Annotated in this window: 17 protein-coding genes; 6 read left to right on the top strand and 11 right to left on the bottom strand. The window is 70.3% G+C overall.

The features are described 5' to 3' along the window. Nucleotides 1–12 precede the first annotated feature (12 nt). Nucleotides 13–465, top strand: coding sequence for a MerR family transcriptional regulator (locus ACTRO_RS39275; protein ID WP_051452094.1), 453 nt, complete (start codon nt 13–15; stop codon nt 463–465). A 63-nt stretch (nt 466–528) separates the two neighbouring features. Next, complete coding sequence (locus ACTRO_RS39270; protein WP_169740014.1) at nt 529–1086, top strand: SMI1/KNR4 family protein; 558 nt, start codon at nt 529–531, stop codon at nt 1084–1086. A gap of 81 nt (nt 1087–1167) precedes the next feature. Here ACTRO_RS39270 and ACTRO_RS44575 read toward each other — a convergent pair whose 3' ends face one another. Together ACTRO_RS44575 and ACTRO_RS39260 are read right to left on the bottom strand one after the other, a co-directional pair. Next, a complete protein-coding gene (locus ACTRO_RS44575; RefSeq protein WP_051452093.1) occupies nt 1168–1536 on the bottom strand; it encodes a hypothetical protein in 369 nt (122 codons plus the stop codon). 68 nt (nt 1537–1604) lie between these two features. After that, a complete protein-coding gene (locus ACTRO_RS39260) occupies nt 1605–2630 on the bottom strand; it encodes a hypothetical protein (protein ID WP_034271474.1) in 1026 nt (341 codons plus the stop codon). 302 nt (nt 2631–2932) lie between these two features. Here ACTRO_RS39260 and ACTRO_RS46520 point away from each other — a divergent pair, with 302 nt between their 5' ends. Continuing rightward, on the top strand, nt 2933–4105 hold the full coding sequence (locus ACTRO_RS46520) for a cellulose binding domain-containing protein (protein ID WP_169740013.1): 1173 nt from the start codon (nt 2933–2935) through the stop codon (nt 4103–4105). A 780-nt stretch (nt 4106–4885) separates the two neighbouring features. Next, nucleotides 4886–6142 carry an IS110 family RNA-guided transposase gene (locus ACTRO_RS39250; protein WP_034263443.1) on the top strand — a complete coding sequence of 419 codons (1257 nt, stop codon included), beginning with the start codon at nt 4886–4888 and terminating at the stop codon, nt 6140–6142. A 1063-nt stretch (nt 6143–7205) separates the two neighbouring features. Here ACTRO_RS39250 and ACTRO_RS39245 read toward each other — a convergent pair. The 8 genes from ACTRO_RS39245 to ACTRO_RS51225 form a co-directional block, all read right to left on the bottom strand. Beyond that, the gene (locus ACTRO_RS39245; RefSeq protein ID WP_051452091.1) at nt 7206–8555 is read right to left on the bottom strand and encodes a cytochrome P450; all 1350 of its coding nucleotides are present in this window, start codon (nt 8553–8555) and stop codon (nt 7206–7208) included. 155 nt (nt 8556–8710) lie between these two features. Further along, nucleotides 8711–9667 (bottom strand): TauD/TfdA dioxygenase family protein, encoded by a 957-nt coding sequence (locus ACTRO_RS39240; RefSeq protein WP_051452090.1) that lies wholly within the window; start codon nt 9665–9667, stop codon nt 8711–8713. Then, the gene (locus ACTRO_RS39235) at nt 9664–11028 is read right to left on the bottom strand and encodes an LLM class flavin-dependent oxidoreductase (RefSeq protein WP_051452089.1); all 1365 of its coding nucleotides are present in this window, start codon (nt 11026–11028) and stop codon (nt 9664–9666) included. The genes ACTRO_RS39240 and ACTRO_RS39235 overlap by 4 nt, the downstream gene beginning before the upstream one ends. Then, a complete protein-coding gene (locus ACTRO_RS39230) occupies nt 11025–11831 on the bottom strand; it encodes an ABC transporter ATP-binding protein (RefSeq protein ID WP_051452088.1) in 807 nt (268 codons plus the stop codon). The genes ACTRO_RS39235 and ACTRO_RS39230 overlap by 4 nt, the downstream gene beginning before the upstream one ends. Then, nucleotides 11807–12658, bottom strand: a complete 852-nt coding sequence (locus ACTRO_RS39225; RefSeq protein WP_034271471.1) for an ABC transporter permease — start codon at nt 12656–12658, stop codon at nt 11807–11809. The genes ACTRO_RS39230 and ACTRO_RS39225 overlap by 25 nt, the downstream gene beginning before the upstream one ends. Before the next feature lie 5 nt (nt 12659–12663). Beyond that, on the bottom strand, nt 12664–13725 hold the full coding sequence (locus ACTRO_RS39220) for an ABC transporter substrate-binding protein (RefSeq protein WP_342673787.1): 1062 nt from the start codon (nt 13723–13725) through the stop codon (nt 12664–12666). A gap of 280 nt (nt 13726–14005) precedes the next feature. Next, a complete protein-coding gene (locus tag ACTRO_RS39215; protein ID WP_084316877.1) occupies nt 14006–15301 on the bottom strand; it encodes an ROK family transcriptional regulator in 1296 nt (431 codons plus the stop codon). Between the two features lie 99 nt (nt 15302–15400). Next, entirely contained in the window at nt 15401–15505 is a 105-nt protein-coding gene (locus ACTRO_RS51225; protein WP_342673739.1) for a putative leader peptide, read from the bottom strand. Between the two features lie 497 nt (nt 15506–16002). Between ACTRO_RS51225 and ACTRO_RS39210 the strand changes: the two genes are divergently transcribed. Together ACTRO_RS39210 and ACTRO_RS39205 are read left to right on the top strand one after the other, a co-directional pair. Beyond that, nucleotides 16003–16521 carry an NAD(P)H-dependent oxidoreductase gene (locus ACTRO_RS39210; RefSeq protein ID WP_034271465.1) on the top strand — a complete coding sequence of 173 codons (519 nt, stop codon included), beginning with the start codon at nt 16003–16005 and terminating at the stop codon, nt 16519–16521. Then, nucleotides 16518–17015: a flavin reductase family protein gene (locus ACTRO_RS39205; protein WP_034271461.1), complete on the top strand. Its 498-nt coding sequence runs from the start codon at nt 16518–16520 to the stop codon at nt 17013–17015. The genes ACTRO_RS39210 and ACTRO_RS39205 overlap by 4 nt, the downstream gene beginning before the upstream one ends. On the opposite strand, the gene ACTRO_RS39200 is transcribed toward ACTRO_RS39205, so the two are convergent. Continuing rightward, complete coding sequence (locus ACTRO_RS39200; RefSeq protein ID WP_034271459.1) at nt 17016–18095, bottom strand: aldose epimerase family protein; 1080 nt, start codon at nt 18093–18095, stop codon at nt 17016–17018. Between the last annotated feature and the right edge of the window lie 16 nt (nt 18096–18111).

Here is an 18111-nt window from a genome sequence, read left to right as displayed (position 1 = left end):
AGTTTTTAGAGCGTGCTCGAAGTCAAGCCGCAACCGAAGAAGCCCGAACCCGCCCCGCTCCCGCCCGGGGGCCTGAGCATCGCCGAAGCCGCCCGCCGCACCGGCGTGAGCGCGCACACCCTGCGCTACTACGAGCGGGCCGGCCTCGTCGTCACCCCGACCGGCCGCACCAGCAGCGGCCGACGCCGCTACCACCGCCTCGACCTCGACTGGATCAAGATCTGCGCCCGCTTCCGCGCCACCGGCATGCCGATCCGATCCATCCGCCGCTACGCCGAACTCGTCGCCGCCGGGCGCGGCAACGAGCCGGAACGGCTGGCACTGCTGGAAGGCCACCGCGCGGAGGTGACGGCCAAGCTCGCCGAACTCCAGGAGAGCCTCGCCTTGATCGACCACAAGATCGACGTCTACCGCGCCCGCCTCGCCGCCGGAGACGCCGACCGGCTCTGGGCGCCGGGCGCCTAGGCCGACCCGGCCGGAACAGAACCCTGGCTTCGCATGTCGGCAGCCGGTGGCACCATCTTCCGCATGGAGGAGTCTCACGATCTTGTGAACCGCGTACGCGCCTGGGCTCTCACCGCCGCCGAGGAGCGCGGAGTCCGGCTGCCGGAACCGGCGACGGACGAGCAGATCGGCGCCACGGAGGCGCTGCTGGGGTACGCCCTGCACCCGCTGCTGAAGCGGCTCTACCGGGAGGTCGCGAACGGCGGCTTCGGGCCGGACTACTGGCGCCTGATGCCGAGTGAGCGCTGGACGATGTGTCCCCGCATCGATGTGCCGGCGGGGCAGCCCCGGTGGTGGCCGGACGGAGTGGTGGCGGTGATGGATGTCGGCTGCGGGATGCTCTCCGCGATCGACTGCGCGGATCCGACCGGAGGGGGCCAAGTGCTCTTGATGGACCCGAACGCGTTCGATTGCGGGGAACCGGAGGCGTGGTATGCGGATGCCGCGACGCTCGCGCAGTGGCTGGAGGGCTGGCTCGACGGCACCTCGTGGCTTGTCGATGAGAACCCTGACATCGAGGAGATCAACTGGCCGGACCGGTGGGCCGACGCGGCGGCCCGACTCGGCATAGTCGTGGATTGACCGGCCCGAGGGCTCGCCGGCCGCACTGAATCATCGATATGGGCGCAGACGCGCCGGGTGGCGCGGCCGAGCCAGAGCCAGTCAGCGGGGCGCCGTCGGCCCGGGCTCGACGGTGGCGTCGATCCCGAGTGCGGCCAGCTGGTGCTGCAGGTACAGCACCTCGCCGTGCGTGCCGGCAAGCCCGCTCGTGCCTAGGCGGTCGGACAGTTCACGAGCCTCGGCGAGGGTGGCGCCGTAGACCTTCCTGAGCACGCGCATGGCGGCGATGGCGGGCGCGGAATCGACTGTGGCGAGCCACGTTCCGGTTTGCTCCAGCAGCATGCTGCGTATCGGCTCGGGAGGGTTGTCGCTGCCGCATTCGATCGTGTTGAAGCCGCAGTGGGCGCAGTGGACCTCGAGGTACCACTCGATACGCCCCCTGATCAGGGACTCGCCCGCGGTGCGACGCAAGGGGCTTGTGCACGCCGAACATTTGCCTCCGGGGCCGTCTACCTCCACGTAGCCAAAGGTGTCAACATCTACCGGTACCACCGCAGCACGCGCAGCGCCCGGAGAGTGTTCCAGCGGCTCGGCTCGCCCTCGCCGTCGTCCAGGGGGAAGTGCAGGCGGCCGGGATGGCGGTGCTCGGCGGGCCAGCGGCCGGACTGGTCGCGCTTGGACTCGACGAGGTCGATGGCGTCGGCCATCCGCTCTTCGGGCCGGGCGTCGGCGGCGCGGAGGTAGTCGAGGGCGCGCAGCACGTCGTAGTGCCAGTACGTCGGGAAGGAGAACTGCGTCCAGGTCGCGCGGGCCTCGGTCTTGCGGTCCTGCTCGATCGGCTTGCCGGTGGATCGGCTGTTCATCAGCCGCCGCTCGAGCAGGTACTCCTGGCCCTTCAGCCTGGCCCACTCGACCTGCTCGATCAGGTCGGCGTCCGCCGCCTGCCCGCCCCACCCCGCCCTCGCCGCGGTCTCGAACTCGAGTAAGCCTTCGAGCACGTCGATCGTGGTGTGGAAGGAGCCGCGGGTCGAGCCGTTCTCCTGCTCGCAGTTCCATCCGCCGTCCTCCATCTGCTCGCCGAGCAGCCTCCGGACGATCGGCGCGACACTCTGGCCGAAGTACGCGCCGAGCGCGACGGCGCGGCCGTTGATGCAGGGCTCTACCTCGCCGTCGAAGTAGCGCTGGCCGTCGTGCTCCCACAGGCAGTGCTCAGCGACCCTCGCCACCGCGCGGCGCACGGCCTCGTCCTCCGGGTCGACGCCGAAGGCGCGCAGCAGGGCGAGGCTCCACGTCGTGGACGTGCCGGCGGGCATGAGGGTGCCCTTCTGGCCGGGCTGGAGCGCGTCCCACCACTTCGCCGCGGGGGATTCGGGGTCGAACTCGGGCGACGTCACCTCCCAGTGGCCGTCCTCGCGCTGGGCCTCCAGCAGGTGCGCGCCCCACCCCTCACCTGCGACGCGGGCGCGCTCCCGCGCGATCTGCTCCCCCGGCGCGTCGGTCAGATCGCGCACCGCCTGCCAGCGGACCGACGGATCGCCCGCGAGCAACCATTCGACGACTTCCATGCGAACCCTGCCTTAGCTCCGTGTTCTTGCGCCTCCCAGGCCGTGTCTTCGAAGCCTAAACGGAGGCTCCGACAGTTTCGGTGTCGAACGTTCGTCGAACGCCCGTCGAAGCGCTTGTTTTCATTTCACGCAGCCTCCGCGTACCGCCTAGCCCGGTTCGATCAGGGGATGAACTGCTGATATACCGTCACGTATGGTGCGCGGCGGCCGCCGCCCGCCGCCAGCCTGGACAGCGGCGCGGGCCTCCGGTATCCCCTTATCGAAGCGCTTCGATGCTCCCACGCATCGGGAAGGGACTCACCATGTCAGAACTCAACGGCCGCACGGCACGACGAGGTGCCACGACCGTTCGCGCACGCAAACGGGTGGCCGCGGCCGCCGCGGCCGTGCTCACCACCACCGGGGTCGCCACGCTGACCCTCACTCAGACGGCGAGCGCCGCGAGCGGCTGCCAGGTCGCCTACAGCGTCTCGAGCCAGTGGCCCGGCGGCTTCACCGCCAGCGTCGCCATCACCAACCTCGGCTCGGCGGTCAGCAGCTGGACGCTCGGCTTCACGCTGCCGGGCACCGAGGCGGTCTCGCAGGGCTGGAGCGCCACCTACAGCCAGTCGGGGCAGAAGGTGACCGCGACGAACGCCTCGTACAACGGCAGCCTGGCCACGAACGGCAGCACCTCCATCGGCTTCAACGGCACGTTCACCGGCAGCACGTTCCCGGGCAACGCGTCGTCGTTCACCCTCAACGGCACGGCCTGCACCGGCGCGGTCTCCTCGAGCTCGCCCAGCCCGTCGAAGTCGGCCTCCGCGTCTCCGTCGGCCTCGGCCTCGCCGTCCGCGTCCGCCTCGTCGTCCTCGGGGTACCTGTACGAGGACTCCGGCCAGTGGGCGCAGTACTCGATCGGCGGCTACACGATCTACAACGACGAGTGGGGCAGCGGCTACGGTTCGCAGACGCTGTGGGTCAAGTCGGCCACCAACTGGGGTGTGTTCTCCACCCAGCCGGCCACCTCGGGCGTGAAGTCCTACGCGAACGAGAGCAAGACCATCGGCACCGCGCTCAACTCGCTGACCTCGGCCACGAGCACGTTCAACGAGACCAACCCGAGTAGCGGCGACTGGGAGTCGGCCTACGACGTCTGGCTCAACGGCAGCGGCATCGAGGTCATGATCTGGACCGACAAGAGCGGCAACGTCGGCCCGCTCGGCTCCTCGGTGGGCACCGTCACCCTCGACGGCAACACCTGGACGCTCTACGCCGGCAACAACGGCTCCAACCCGACCTACTCGTTCGTGCGCAGCGCCAACGAGACCTCGGGCACGGTCAACATCCTGGACCTGCTCAAGTACCTGGAGAACACCGGCGGGTACTTCTCCAACCCGACGCTCTCCACCATCCAGTACGGCTGGGAGATCAGCGGGACGGGCAACACGCAGGAGAACTTCACCATCAACAGCTACTCGGCGAGCGCCTCCTGAGCCGAGCCGCGCTGAGCCGGTCTCAGCGAAGCAGCTGAACGCTGTTCTGAGTCTCCCCGGGGAAGGTCGAGGGGCGGGTGTATCGGGCGCCCGCCCCTCGCTCACGTCTCGCGCGGGTCTACCCCGCATCGATGATCGGCTGGGTGCTGGTGGGCCGTGGTGGTCTGTCGGGTCGTGGTGGGGGCGGGCGCTTCCCGTCGCCTGGTTCTTCTGTCCACCCGCCCACCCGTTGCGTGGGCGGGGCGGGCTGCGGTTTCAAGATTCCGCCTCCGGCGCGGGCCCTCCCTCGGAGAGTGCCGGGTCTCCGTGGGTGCTGTTGTTGGCGGGGCGGGCTGAGGTCCGGGATGGTGGAGTTGCGGGGGCGTGCTCTCTCCTCGGCCGGTCCCCGGAGGCAATCAGGGACCTGCCGGGAGCTCAAGCGGCGGAGGTCTCCGTTGATGGTGAATCATGCATCGCGCCGCTTGACCTCCCGGCAGAACCCTGATCGGGCTTCGCCTGCCCGACCGAGGAGAGAGGGCTCGGGGGCTCGTGGCCTCACCCTGTCGGTGGGAAAGTGTTTCTTGTCGCCCCGGTTCAGGTCGGTGTGGGTATGAAGTGTGATGAGCTCGCGATCGAGAGGCTGGCCGGGGAGCGCTGTATAAGGACTTTGTATTGCCGCAGACGGCGGTGCGGGCATCGCCGCGAAGCGCGTGTCTCAGCCTAGGGTGTGTCCTTGCGCTCCACCGGGGTGACACGGCGCCGGTGGGCTCTCCCACGGGCCGCACGGCGAGAGGGGATGCGATGGAGCAGGAGCACACCTACCGTAGAGCCGCGGGGATCGATCTGGGCAAGCGCGTGATGTCGGTATGCATCCGGACCCCGGGCCGCGGCGGGGCGGTGGATCTCGAACAGCTCACCTACACGACGATCACATCACAGATCCTTGCCTTGCGCGACCGCTTGGAGGACGCGCGGGTGGAGATCGTGGCGATGGAGGCGACCGGAGACTACTGGCGCCCGGTCTGCTGGATCCTTCAAGGCACCCTGCCCGGGGTCGAGGTCCTGTTGGTCAATCCAGCTCACGTCAAAATCCTCAAAGGGCGCAAAACCGACCGGGCGGACGCGGCGTTCCTCGCCCGTCAAGCAGCCGCCGGAAACCTGCGCGGCTCGTTCATCCCCCCCGAACCGGTACGCGAGGTACGCGATCTGACCAGGCGACGCACCACTTTGACCTCGCTGCGCGGCAGCGAGGTCCAACGGCTGGAGAAGACACTCGAGGACACCGGCGTAAAACTCTCCAGCGTCATCAGCAGCCTCACCGGCACGACCGGACGCACCATCCTCCAAGCCCTGGTCGCCGGCACCCGGGACCCCGCCATACTCGCGCGGCTCGCGGACCCCAGGATCAAAGCCGGCCACGAACAACTCACCGAGGCCCTCACGGGCTACTTCACCGACCACCACGGCTACCTCGTAGCCGACCACCTCGAAGAGATCGACCACTACACCGGCAAGATCCGCGCCCTCGACGAACGGATCGCGCAACTCCTCGACCAGCCCGACAAACACCAGGACGTCCGCAACCTCACCACCATCCCCGGCATCGACACCACCGGCGCGCAGATCATCGTCTCCGAACTCGGACACGAGATGAACGCCTTCCCCACCCCCGGCCACCTCTCCTCCTGGCTCGGAGTCGCCGGCGGACACAACGAATCAGCCGGAATCAAACGCAAAGCCCGACCCGCCGACGGCAACAGCGCCATGCGCCGACTCCTGGGCATCGCCGCGTTCACCGTCATGGGACACAAGGGCACCTACCTCAACGCCCGCTACCACCGACTACGCGGACACATGGACTCCCGCAAAGCCCAAGTCGCGATCATGCACGACATCGCTATCGCGATCTGGTTCATCCTCCACGACAAAGTCCCCTACCGAGAACTCGGCCCCGACTACTTCGCCCGCCGCGACCCCGACAAGATCACCCGCCGCATCCACGCCCTCGCCCGCTCCATCGGCGCCACCATCGAAATCCACCCCACCCCCACAACCTAAAACGACCACCTAAGCCGACCTGCAAACTCGCCATACTTTCGTCTCAGCCCACCCCCTGAGGTCCGGTGCGAGCTGCACTCGGGCCGAGTCCCATCCCGTGGCCCGGCCGCGCTTGATGCACGATCATGCATCGCCGTTCTGGGCCGCTCTTTGCTTCCCCCTCCTTTAACGCCGGGGAGCACGCCCGAGTTCCCCGGAAATATCCTGGATTTTCTTTAACCGGCAAAGGCCGGATGCGCGGCTTTTGTCGGTAGTGACATCTAGCATGGAAACGTACGGAGGTTGTCGGCGCCTGTGGCGGGAGGGGTGGTGGACGGGGTGTGGCCAAAAGCGGTGCAGGATTTCCCCTCTGGGTGCAACCGGGCCGCGGACCCGAGCACCGACCTCTTCGCGCGGATCGGGGATCAAGATGCTCGGATCAGGGTGATGCAGGATTCTTCCGCATCGATCTTGGTCGGCATGCGGGATTCTGCCGCGAGACTTGGGATCGGGGTGGAGCGCACCAAGGCGGTGCAAGATCCAGCACCAAGCGGGACCGGACCACCGACGTTTCGCACGGACCAAGAATCGGGACGGTCGGATCAAGGTGATGCAGGATTCTTCCGGGTCGAGCGCGACCGGGCCACGGGCCGGGACTCGACTCGAGCGCAGCTCAGAATCGTCCCTCAGGGGGTGTGCTCTCTCCTCGGTCGGGCAGGCGAAGCCCGATCAGGGTTCTGCCGGGAGGTCAAGCGGCGCCATGCAAGATCGAGCATCAACCGAAACCACCGCCGCTTGACCTCCCGGCAGGTCCCTGATTGCCTCTGGTGCCCGGCCGAGGAGAGAGCACGCCCCCGGCACCCGACCACCCCGAACCTCAGCCCGCCCCGCCAACGCCAGCACCCCACAGACCTCGGCACTCTCCGAGGGAAGGGCCTGCCAGCGGCGGTTTTCGTCTTGAAACCGCAGCCCGCCCCGCCAACGCAACGGGTGGGCGGGTGGACAGAAGAACCGGGCGACGCGAAGCGGCCGCCCACACCCCGACGACCACCCCGACCCGACAGGTCACCACACCTACGAGCACTCAGCCGATCATCAATCGCTCGAGGCGCACCGGCAGGTGACGCGGCGCCAGGACGAGCCGGCAGTCCGGCTTCTCGGCGGCACGGGCGTCATGCAGCCGCGGGGTCCAGCGGGCGAGGATGGAGGCGAGCGCGAGGGTCGCCTCGGCGAAGGCGAACTGCTCGCCGAGGCACTTGGTCGGCCCGCCGCCGAACGGCAGATACGCCCGGCGCGCCGTGGCGGACGCGGCGCCGGATCGGGCGCCCTCGGCCCAGCGCTCCGGGTCGAAGCGGTTCGGCTCGGGGAAGACGTCGGGGTCGCGGTGCAGCACGTACTGACTCACCAGGACCGTCGTACCGGCCGGGACGGCGTGCCGGCCGAGCCGGGCCTCCCGGGTCGCGGTGCGCGCCAGCAGCCAGCTCGGCGGATACATCCGCAGCGTTTCCCGCATGACGCGGCCGATCAGGTCCAGCTGCGGCAGGTGCTCCCAGCCGCCGACCTCGCCGCCGAGCACGCGCCCGGACTCCTCGCTCGCCGCGCGCAGCACCTCAGGGTGTGTGCACAGCAGGTACACCGCCCAGGTCAGCGCGGAGGACGTGGTCTCGCCGCCGGCCAGCAGCAGGACCGCGACCTGGTCGGAGAGCTCGGCGTCGGTCAGGCCCTCGCCCTCCTCGCCGCAGGCCGCGAGCAGACGGGCCATCAGGTCCTCGCCGCCGCCGGCTGCGCGATAGCCGGTGATCAGGTCCTTCACCTGCTTGCGCCACTGCCGCAGTGCGGCCCGGTAGCGGAGGTTGCCGGGGAGCGGGAGCCGGCCGAACGCGGGCAGCGCGATCTGGGTGTACGAGCCGCGCAGGAAGACCTCGAAGGCCTCGCGCAGCTTCGCCGACTCCACGCTCGACAGGCCGGTGGAGAACAGCGCCCGCAGCGCCACGGACGTGGTCAGCCGGAACATCTCGGTCGAGACGTCGATGGTCTGGCCGGTACGCCAGGAGTCGAGTTGCGCGGCGGTCTGCTCGCGCATCACTTCGGTGTAGCCGGGCAGGTGCCGGGCGTGGAAGGCGGGCTGCATCATCAGCCGCTGCCGTCGGTGCTCGGCGTAGGCGGAGGTGGCCACGCCGCTGCCCATCGCCCGCCGGACGCGGTCGTAGACCGCCCCGGTCCGGTCGTAGGTGCGCAGGTCGGTCATGACCTCGTGGGCCAGCAGCGGGTCGCAGACCACGACGAAGCGCAGCGGGCCGGCCGACATCGCGACGAGGTCGCCGTGTCCGCGCAGCGACTCCATGAACCCGAGCGGGTCGCGGCGCAGCGCCAGGAAGTGGCCCAGCAGCGGCCGGGCGCCGGGCGCGACGGCGGTACTCGCGATCTCGGTCATCGCCGGGGGCCTTTCGGTCGTCAGGGGGCTTGCGCCACACCAGTCCCTACCCCGGCCGAAGGCGGCTGACGACACATCGCCGAAAGGTCTGATGATCGGTCCGGACGCGCCGGGACCCGGCCGACGTGGTCGGCCGGGCCTTGGGCGGCGCCGCGTCAGGCGGCCGCGAGCTCGGCGATCTCGGCGACGGTCGTGTAGTGCGACGCGTCCCCGGCGATCGAGTAGCTGCGCTGTCCGTCGAGACCCACCGGGATGTCCCCGGCGACGGTCACCCGGTGCAGGCGGCGGGGCAGGTCGTCGTAGTTGTCGATGGCGTAGTGCTGGGTGATGCGGTTGTCGAAGAGCACCAGCTCGTTCGGGGACCAACGCCAGCGCAGGATGTTCTCCGGGCGGGTGACGTAGCTCTGGAGCAGGTCCAGGATCGTGCGCGACTCGCTGCCGGACAGGCCCACGATCCGCTGGGCGAAGCCGCCGATGAACAGGCCGCGCTCGCCGGTCAGCGGGTGCACCCGGACTACCGGGTGGACGGTCTCGTACTTGATCGAGGTGAAGACCTTGCGGTGCTCCTCGTGCTGCTCGCCCAGCTTGCGGCCCTGCACGGCGTAGTCGTACACGTTGGTGTGCACGGCCCACAGCGTGTCGGCGAAGGCGCGCAGCGGCTCGGGCAGGTCGCGGTAGGCGGCAGCCGAGTTCGCGATCAGCGTCTCGCCGCCGTAGGGCGGGATGGCGATGCTACGCAGCGTGGAGGCCTGCGGCGGGCTGACCACGAAGGTGACATCGGTGTGCCAGTGGTTGGCCCGGCCGCCCCACTCGCTGTCGACCGGCAGCACGTTCGGGGAGCCGTCCAGCGCCGGGACGGTGGGGTGGGCGGTGGTCAGCTCGCCGAAGTTGCGGGCGAACACCAGCTGGCCCTCGTCGTCGAGGCCGGTGGCGTCGAACACCAGCGCCTTGTGCTCGTTCAGGGCCGCGCGGACGGCGGCCACGGTGGCCGCGTCCAGCTCCCGGGTGATGTCGAGTCCGGAGACGCGCGCGCCGATCCGGCCGGTGACCTTCTGGATCTCGAGTTCGACGCTCGCGCCGGTCGCGGCGGCGTCCTGGGCGGTGACGGTCATGCCTGACTCCCTATTTTGATATCAGCATTCATGTTCGTGAGCTGGGCCCGGCCGGCCTCAGGGCGCGGCAGACCGTAGCGGTCGCGCAGGGTCTCGCCGGGTACGTATTCGGTGCGGAACAGGCCCCTGCGACGCAGGATCGGCACGACCTCGTCGACGAAGAGCTCCAGCCCCGAGGGCAGCACCGGCGGCATGATGTTGAAGCCGTCCGCCGCGCCGTCGGTGAACCAGATCTCGATCTGGTCGGCCACCTGCTCCGGCGTGCCGGCGAAGGTGCGGTGGCCGCGGCCGCCGCCGAGCCGGCCGATCAGTTCCCTGACGGTGAGCTTGTCCCGGCGGGCCAGTTCCACGACGAGCTCGTAGCGGCTCTGGGCGCCGTTGATCAGCGCCGGCGGGGGCAGGTCGGCGGGCAGCCGCGCGTCCAGATCGAGCTGCTCGAACGGGATCTGGAGCAGCTCGGCGAGCCGGCGCTGCCCGTGCTCGTAGGTGATCAGCTCCTCGAGCTCGGCGTCGCGCTCGCGCGCCTCGGCCTCGGTCGAGCCGATCACCGGGACCAGGCCCGGCAGGATCTTGATTCCCTCCGGATCCCGGCCCAGCGCGAGAGTACGACCCTTGAGATCGCGGTAGAAGGCCTGGGCCTCGGCCAGGGTCTGCTGCGCGGTGAACACCGCCTCGGCGTAGCGGGCGGCGAAGTCCTTGCCGTCCTCCGAGGAGCCGGCCTGGACCAGCAGCGGGTATCCCTGCGGCGAGCGCGGGATGTTCAGCGCGCCCTCCACCGAGAAGTACCGGCCCTGATGATGCGGCGGGTGGATCTTGCGGTCGTCGCCCCAGACGCCGAGGTCCTTGTCGCCGATGAAGACGTCGTCCTCCCAGCTGTCCCACAGCTTCAGCGCGACCTCGGTGAACTCGGCGGCGCGCTCGTAGCGGTGCGCGTGCTCGGGGGCGTCGTCGAGGCCGAAGTTGCGGGCCGCGGCTCCTCCGGCGGTGGTGACGATGTTCCACCCCGCCCGGCCGCCGCTGACGTGGTCGAGCGAGGCGAAGCGGCGGGCCAGGTTGTAGGGCGAGTTGTAGGTGGTCGAGGCGGTGGCGATCAGGCCGATGTGCTCGGTCGTGGCGGCCAGTACCGTCAGCAGCGTCAGCGGCTCGAGCACCCCGGCCGGCCGCTGCGCCACGCCGCCCCACAGCACGGGTCCGTCGGCGAGGAAGAGCGAGTCGAACGTGCCGCGTTCGGCCGTGCGGGCCAGGGCTTTGAAGTGCTCGATGTCGGTGCTGGCATGCGGATCGCTCTCCGGCAGCCGCCAGGACGCTTCGTGATGCCCCGTGCTCATCAGGAACGCGTTGAGATGCAGGACCCTGGTCATGCGACCACCTCTTCCAGAACAGCGATTTCTTCGGCCTCGCGCGCGGTGTCGGGACCGTCCTCGCGCACCCCGAGCGCGGCCAGCAGGCGCTCGCGGTACTCGGCGAAACGCCGGTCCTTGTTCGAGCGCGGCCGCGGCAGGTCGATCGGCAGATCCAGCACGAACCGGCCTTCCTCGAGCACGAGCGCACGATCCGCCAGCAGCACCGCCTCGTCCACGTCGTGGGTGACCAGCAGCACGGTCGGCTCGTGGTGCTCGAGCACCTCGCGCAGCAGGGCGTGCATCTTGATCCGGGTGAGCGCGTCGAGCGCGCCGAACGGTTCGTCGGCCAGGATCAGCTCGGGCTCGCGGGCCAGCGACCGGGCCAGCGCGGCCCGCTGCGCCTCGCCGCCGGACAGCTCGCTCGGCCAGGCCTGCTCCCGGCCGGCCAGCCCGACCTCTGCCAGCGCGGCGCGCGCGGCGGCCTCGGCCGCCGCGCCCTGCGGCCCGCGCCGCGGCAGGCCGAGCAGCACGTTGTCGAGCACGCGGCGCCACGGCAGCAGCCGGGAGTCCTGGAAGACCACGGACACGGCCTGCGGCGCGCGGATCGCGCCCTCGCCGACCACGTCGTGGTCGATCCCTGCGATGGCCCGCAGCAGCGTGCTCTTGCCCGAGCCGCTGCGCCCGACCAGGGCCACGAACTGGCCCCGGGGGATGCTCAGTTCGATGTGCTCGAGCACGGTGCGGGTCCCGAAGCGGCGGGTGAGCCCGTCCAGGACGACCGCGGGCGCGGAACCGTTCAGCCCGCGAGGGTTCGCCGCCATGACAGCACCCTCCTTTCGATCAGTCGGACGATCAGGTCCGAGGCGAAGCCCCAGATCCCGTAGATGGCCAGGCCCACCACGACGCTGTCGATCAGCCCGTAGGTGGCCTGCTGGTACATCAGGTATCCGAGGCCGCTGGTGGCGTTGACCTCCTCGACCACGACGAGCGCGAGCCAGGAGCCGGTCACGCCCAGGCGCAGCCCGGTGAAGAAGCCGGGCAGCGCGCCGGGGATCACGACCTGGCGGACGAACTGCCACCGGCTCAGGCCCACCGTCTCGGCGAGTTCGACGTAGCGCTGGTCGATGGCCGAGAGCGCGGCGGAGAGGTTGATGTAGATCGGGATGTACACCGCGATGGCGATGATGGTGATCTTGAAGGTTTCCCCGATGCCCAGCCAGAGGATGAACAGCGGGATCATGCCGAGGATCGGCAGCGCCCGGTTCACCTGCACGTTCCCGTCGATCAGGGCCGCGCCGACCCGGCTGAGCCCGGCGATCAGGGCGAGTGCCACGCCGGCGAGGAGCCCGATGGCGAAGCCCTCGCCGGCCCGCTGGAGCGAGATCGCCAGGTCCGGGCCGAGCGTGCCGGAGTTCCACAGCCGCACCCCGGTGCTCACCACCGACCAGGGGGCCGGCAGGATGCGCGGATCGAGCCGGCCGGTGGCGCTGGCGAGCGCCCAGACGCCGAGCAGCAGCACGGGCCCGATGGCGCGGGCGAACGGGACGGACCGGCCGGGGCCGAGCCGGCGGACCCGGCGGTGTTCGACCGGGGCCGCGACGACGGGGGCGGCGGTGGCCGCGAACGGCCGGATGGTGGTCTGTGTCATGGCGATCAGCTCCGGTAGGCCGCGGGGACCGCGGCGGCCGCCAGGCCCTCGAAGCGCCGGTCGAACAGGGCCGAGGCGTCGAAGGGCTTGATGAAGCCGCCCTGCGCGAGCAGGTCGGCAGTCTGCTTCTCCCAGCTGATGGCCGCGTCCCAGCTGGTCGGGAACCACGGCTTCGGGGTCAGCTTGACCACCTGCTGGGCCTGGGCCAGCGAGATGTCCTGGGACTTGACGTAGTAGTTCTGCTCCCACGACGCCGGGTTCTCGTACACCCACACCACGGCCTGAGCCCAGATCGGTACGAACGCGGCGATCGCGGCCGCCTTCGCCTCGTTCGCCAGGATCGGCGCGGGCGCCCACAGCAGTGTCAGGAAGTCGACCACCTCGGTATCGATCGAGTGGGCGCCGTCCTTGCCGTAGCTGTTGAGGTAGTTCGGCAGCTGACTCACCGGCAGCGGCGCGATGTCCACCTGGCCGGCCTCGAGCGCGACCAGGAACTGGTCACTGGTGAGGGCGACCAGGTGGACCTCTTTCTCCGTGATCCCGGCCTTCTGCAGGGCCCGCAGCAGCACCACGCCCTGGGCCTGGCCTTGGGAGAAGGCCAGGTTCTTGCCGCGGAAGTCGTCGACCGACTCGATCGTGCTGTGCGGCTTGGTGGCGAAGACGTAGGTTGGGGTGCGGGTCTGGTTGATGGCCACGATCCGGGTGTCATAGCCCTGGTTGTGCGCCTCGATCGGCGGGATGCCGGCATTGACGGCCAGTTCCACCGAACCGGCGCGGAAGCCGGCGAGCACGTCGGGCCCGGCGCTCAGGTTCGGCCAGGACGGCACCTGGAAGGGCAGTTTCTCGATGAGGCCGGACAACTGCAGCTCGAGCTGCGTGGTGCCGAGGCCGGAGGCGATGGAGAGGCTGGTGCCGGTCGGCACCGCCTGCGGCAGTGCGGCGTCGGCGGCGAGGCTCGGGCCGGCGGTCTTCACCGCGGCGCAGGAACTCAGACCCAGCGCGGCGCCGGTGGCGAGCACGGAGCGCAGCAGGAGTCTTCGATCGATGCCGGATCGGTGGGCGGGCAGGGTGGACACGGTGGATCTCCTCGATGGGTCTTGTCGCCGGGCGCACGCCATCGCCACGCGGCGGACGGCGGAGGCCGCGCGTGAGGGAGTGCGTCGATACGGGGTGTCTTCGCCCGCGAAATCAGCGGGCCGTGTCTGCCGAGCGGATTCCTCGGCTCTCACCTACGAAGCGCAGAAATGCTTCGTGATCACCGGCAACAGGAGGATCGGCCCACACGCATCAGGTCGATGACCCGGCGCTTGACCAGGTTGACGTGGTGTCGGTCCATGTCTTCTATGGTCACAGCCGCGCCCCCGCCCCGTCAATTTTGCAATGTTCTGAATTTATCTTGATGAACGCGAGCGGGTCGCGGTAGAGCGCGTCGAGAATGACCGCGCCGCCGGCGGTTTCCAGAATGGCGCCGGGAAATCCGCTCGGAATCAGCATGCTGTCCACGTCGTCGCGGACGGTCCGCAGGTGGGCTCCGGCGGAGTCGCGCAGCGCTGCGAGCACCTCCGGCAGATAGGAGGCCGCAGGGTCCGTCACGATGATCAGTTCGGGGCTGAAGATGTCTGTCAGCAGGGCCACGGCGCGGCCGACCAGCCGGGCGCGCTCCACGAGCATCGCCACGGCCTCCTCGTTGCCGCTGCGAGCGGCTTGGAGCAGCAGGCGGTAATCCGTTGTCTCGATCACGCCCTTCTCCGCGGCCCGGCGGATCAGCGACGACTCCGAGACTGTCGCTTCGAGGCAGCCGAGGCGGCCGCAGGAGCACGGCGCGTCGCTGCCGACCACAGGCAGGTGCGCGATGACCCCTGCCTGGGATCCGGCGCCATAGTGGGCCTCGCCACGCGTGGCGAACGCGGCGTCGACGACGTTGCCGACGAACAGGTGCAGCACGCTCGCCGCGCTGCGCGCCCGGCCGAGCAGGATCTCGCCGAGCAGCAGGGCCCGCGAGTGGTTGTCGACGTAGACGGGCAGGCCGGTGGCTTCGCTGAGCAGGTCGCGCAAGGGCACGAGCGACCAGCCGAGCCGCGGATGGTCCATCACCATGCCGGATTCGGCGTCGACCCAGCCGCCGACGGCGGTGCCGATGCCGAGCGGGCGCACGCCTCCGTGCTCCTCGCAGAGTTCTGCCAGAGCGCGGGCCGCGCGGGATATGACGACGTCCGCATCAGTGCTCGTATGCGGCACGTCGCGGCTGGCCAGGACCCGGCCGCACAGGTCGAGCAGGGCCACTGAAGTCTGCGGGATGGCGATGTGCACGGCGGCCACGAGGTGGCGGGTGTCGTCGACGGCGACCGGGATGTGCGGGCGGCCGGCTCCGTTCGAGCGGACCTCGTCGGGCAGCTCGCGCAGCAGTCCGGCGGCGGCGAGATCGGCGCTGTGGCCGGTCACCGCGGCCGGCGAGAGCCCGGTGATCCTGGCGATGGTGCTGCGCGCGATCGGCCCGTGGTGCAAGGCCGTGCGCAGCACCGCGCCCGCGTTCGCACCGCGTCGGCCGGCGTTGGAGACGGGCACGGAATCGAGGTCGGGAACGGCGGCGCGGGTCACCACGGTGCCTTTCCGCCGTGACGCCGTGTCGGTGAGGGCGGTCATGATGATCCCCTGTTTCGATGGCTGAGACGTTCGGATTTCAGGCAGGCCGCACCGGCCCGCGGCGCGGGCGGCGAGAACGCTGCGAATACTCGGAAGGACTCAGTTACACAGGGCGCTGTTGACGCGCAGGAGATCGACGTGGCGGCGGGCGACGAGAAGCGCGGAGAAACGCGTGCGGGCGGCGATGGTGCGCGCGGATGCCATGCGTCTCACCCTCCTCACGTCCGATTGCCGGGCGGGGCCCGGGAAATACGCTGACCTCGGCTTGACGATAGGGACGGCTTCGACGGGGTGTCAAGCGCGTCCCAGTGGTCGGCGGATGGACGTTGATTGACAGCCCTGCCGGGCTGTGTCTAGTTTCGAAAGCGGACGGCACTCATAGGGGACTTCAAGAGCGGAGGTGAACGGGAGATGCGTCGTTTCGCCGCACGCACCGCCCCGATCACACCGCGCCTGGTGGTCCGTCGCCACGTCGATTTCGCGCGCGTGTGCAGCGCGCTGTGTCGCTGAGCTGATCACGCCCGGGCCGCCGGCGCCTCGCGCCCGGTGCCGCCGCCGGGCTGCCCGCGCCCCGCGCGGCTGATCGCGCCTCGATCACCGCCTCGCGTCCGTCCGATCTTCTGCGAGAGAGAACCGTGAATCCATACTCTCCATCCGCCGGCCCCTCCCCCGAATCCGGGTTCACCGAAGCTTCCGCCGCCGTGCGCGTCGGCATCGTGGTGGGCAACCCGAAGCCCGCCTCGCGCACCTTCCAGGCCGCCGCCCGGCTGGCCGCGGAGCTCACCGGCCGGGCCCCGGAACCGGCGATCGACCTCGCCGCGTTCGGCGCCGGCCTGCTGGACTGGTCCGACACCGAGGTCGGCGACGCCGTCGAGGCGGTCCGCGGCCTCGACCTGGTGGTCTTCGCCAGCCCCACGTATAAGGCCACGTACACCGGCCTGCTCAAGCTCTTCCTCGACCGCTTCCCGAACAACGGCCTCGACGGCGTGATCGCCGTGCCGCTGATGCTCGGCGCCGGACCGGCCCACGCGCTCGCCCCCGAGGTCTTCCTCAAGCCGGTGCTCGCCGAACTCGACGCGGTGCTGCCGACGCGCGCCCTCTACGTGCTCGACAGCGCGTTCGACGAGGCGAGCGCCTACGAACCCTGGCTCACCGCGGCCCGCCCGCGGATCGCCGCCGCGCTGCGCGCCGCGGACAAGACGGAAGCAGGCCAAGCATGACCGTCACCGTGGATCTCGAGGTCGAACCGGCCACGCTGCGCCGCGTGCTCGGCGCGTTCCCCACCGGCGTGACCGCGCTGGCGGCCGTCATCGACGGCGTGCCGGTGGGCATGGCGGCCAACTCCTTCACCTCCGTCTCGCTCGCGCCGCCGCTCGTCTCGGTGTGCGTGGCCACGTCCTCGGAAACCTGGCAGACGCTGCGCCACGCACCCCGGCTCGGCGTCAGCGTGCTCAGCCACGAGCAGGAGACGGCCAGCCGGCGCCTCGCTTCGCGCGGCATCGACCGGTTCGCCGAGCTGTCCTGGCACGCCACCGAGGACGGCGCGATCCTGCTCGACCACGCCAGCGCCTGGTTCGACTGCTCGATCGAGCGCGAGATCCGGGCCGGGGACCACGAGATCGTGCTGCTGGGCGTGCACCGCCTCGGCACCGACCCGCAGATCCCGCCGCTGGTCTTCCACGGCAGCCGGTATCGGCGCCTCGCGGCCTCCTGATCAGGACCCTGCCGCGTCGCCGAACTCCAGCACCGTCGTCGACTCGAACACCTCGCCCGGGCGCAGCGCCGTCGAGGGGTAGTCCGGGCGGTTGGGCGCGTCCGGGAAATGCTGCGTCTCGAGGGCGATGCCGGCGTACGGGCCGTAGGGCTTGCCGCCGGTGCCGGTGAGGGAACCGTCGAAGTCGTTGGCGGAGTACACCTGGACGCCCGGTTCGGTGGTCGCGAAGCGCAGGACGCGGCCGCTGACCGGGTCGTGCAGGGAGGCGAAGGGGCGCGGGGCCGCGGTGCGCCCTCCCGGGAGGACGTAGCAGTGGTCGTAGCCGTCGGCCAGTCGCAGCTGGGGGTGCGGGTCGCTCAGCCTCGCGCCCACCTTCTGCGCGGTGCGGAAGTCGAAGGGCGTGCCCTCCACCGGCGCCGGGCCGTCGAGCGGGATCAGCACGCCGTCGACGGGGATGTACTCGTCGGCGGCGATGGTCAGGTCCTGCTCCAGCACCGAGCCCGAGCCTTCGCCGGCCATGTTGAAGTGGGCGTGGTTGGTCAGGTTGATGACCGTCGGCGCGCCGGTCTCGGCCCGGTACTCCAGAGTGAGGCTGCCGTTCGCGAGGATATAGCGCACGCTCACATTCAGCGCGCCGGGGAAACCCTCCTCGCCGTCCGGGCTGGTCCGGCTGAGGGTGAGCGCGGCGCCGCCGTCCACGTCCTCGGCCTGCGCCTGCCACATCCGGGCGCCGAAGCCGGGGCGGCCGCCGTGCAGCGTGTTGGGCCGCGGCCCGTCGTTGATCGGCAGCTTGACCCGGACGCCGTCGAGCTCGTACTCGCCGCCGGCGATCCGGTTGGCGAAGCGCCCCACCACGCAGCCGAAGAAGGGGCTGCGCTCGAGGTAGTCCGGCAGGTTGTCGAAGCCGAGCACGACGTTCGCGGTGCGGCCGGCGGCGTCGGGCAGGCGCAGCGCCTGCAGGATCGCGCCGTAGTCGAGGATCGCGGCGGTGGCGCCGGTCGTCTCGTCGGTCAGGGTCCAGCGGTCCACCGGGGTGCCGTCGGGCAGGGCGCCGAAGCGCTCACGGGTGTGGGCTCGCACCGTCGTACTCTCCTTG

The sequence above is a fragment of the Actinospica robiniae DSM 44927 genome (assembly GCF_000504285.1).
In the GTDB taxonomy this organism is placed as follows: domain Bacteria; phylum Actinomycetota; class Actinomycetes; order Streptomycetales; family Catenulisporaceae; genus Actinospica; species Actinospica robiniae.
The sequence above is the reverse complement of the archived record's forward strand: the minus strand, read 5'-3'. Positions and strand labels throughout refer to the sequence as shown.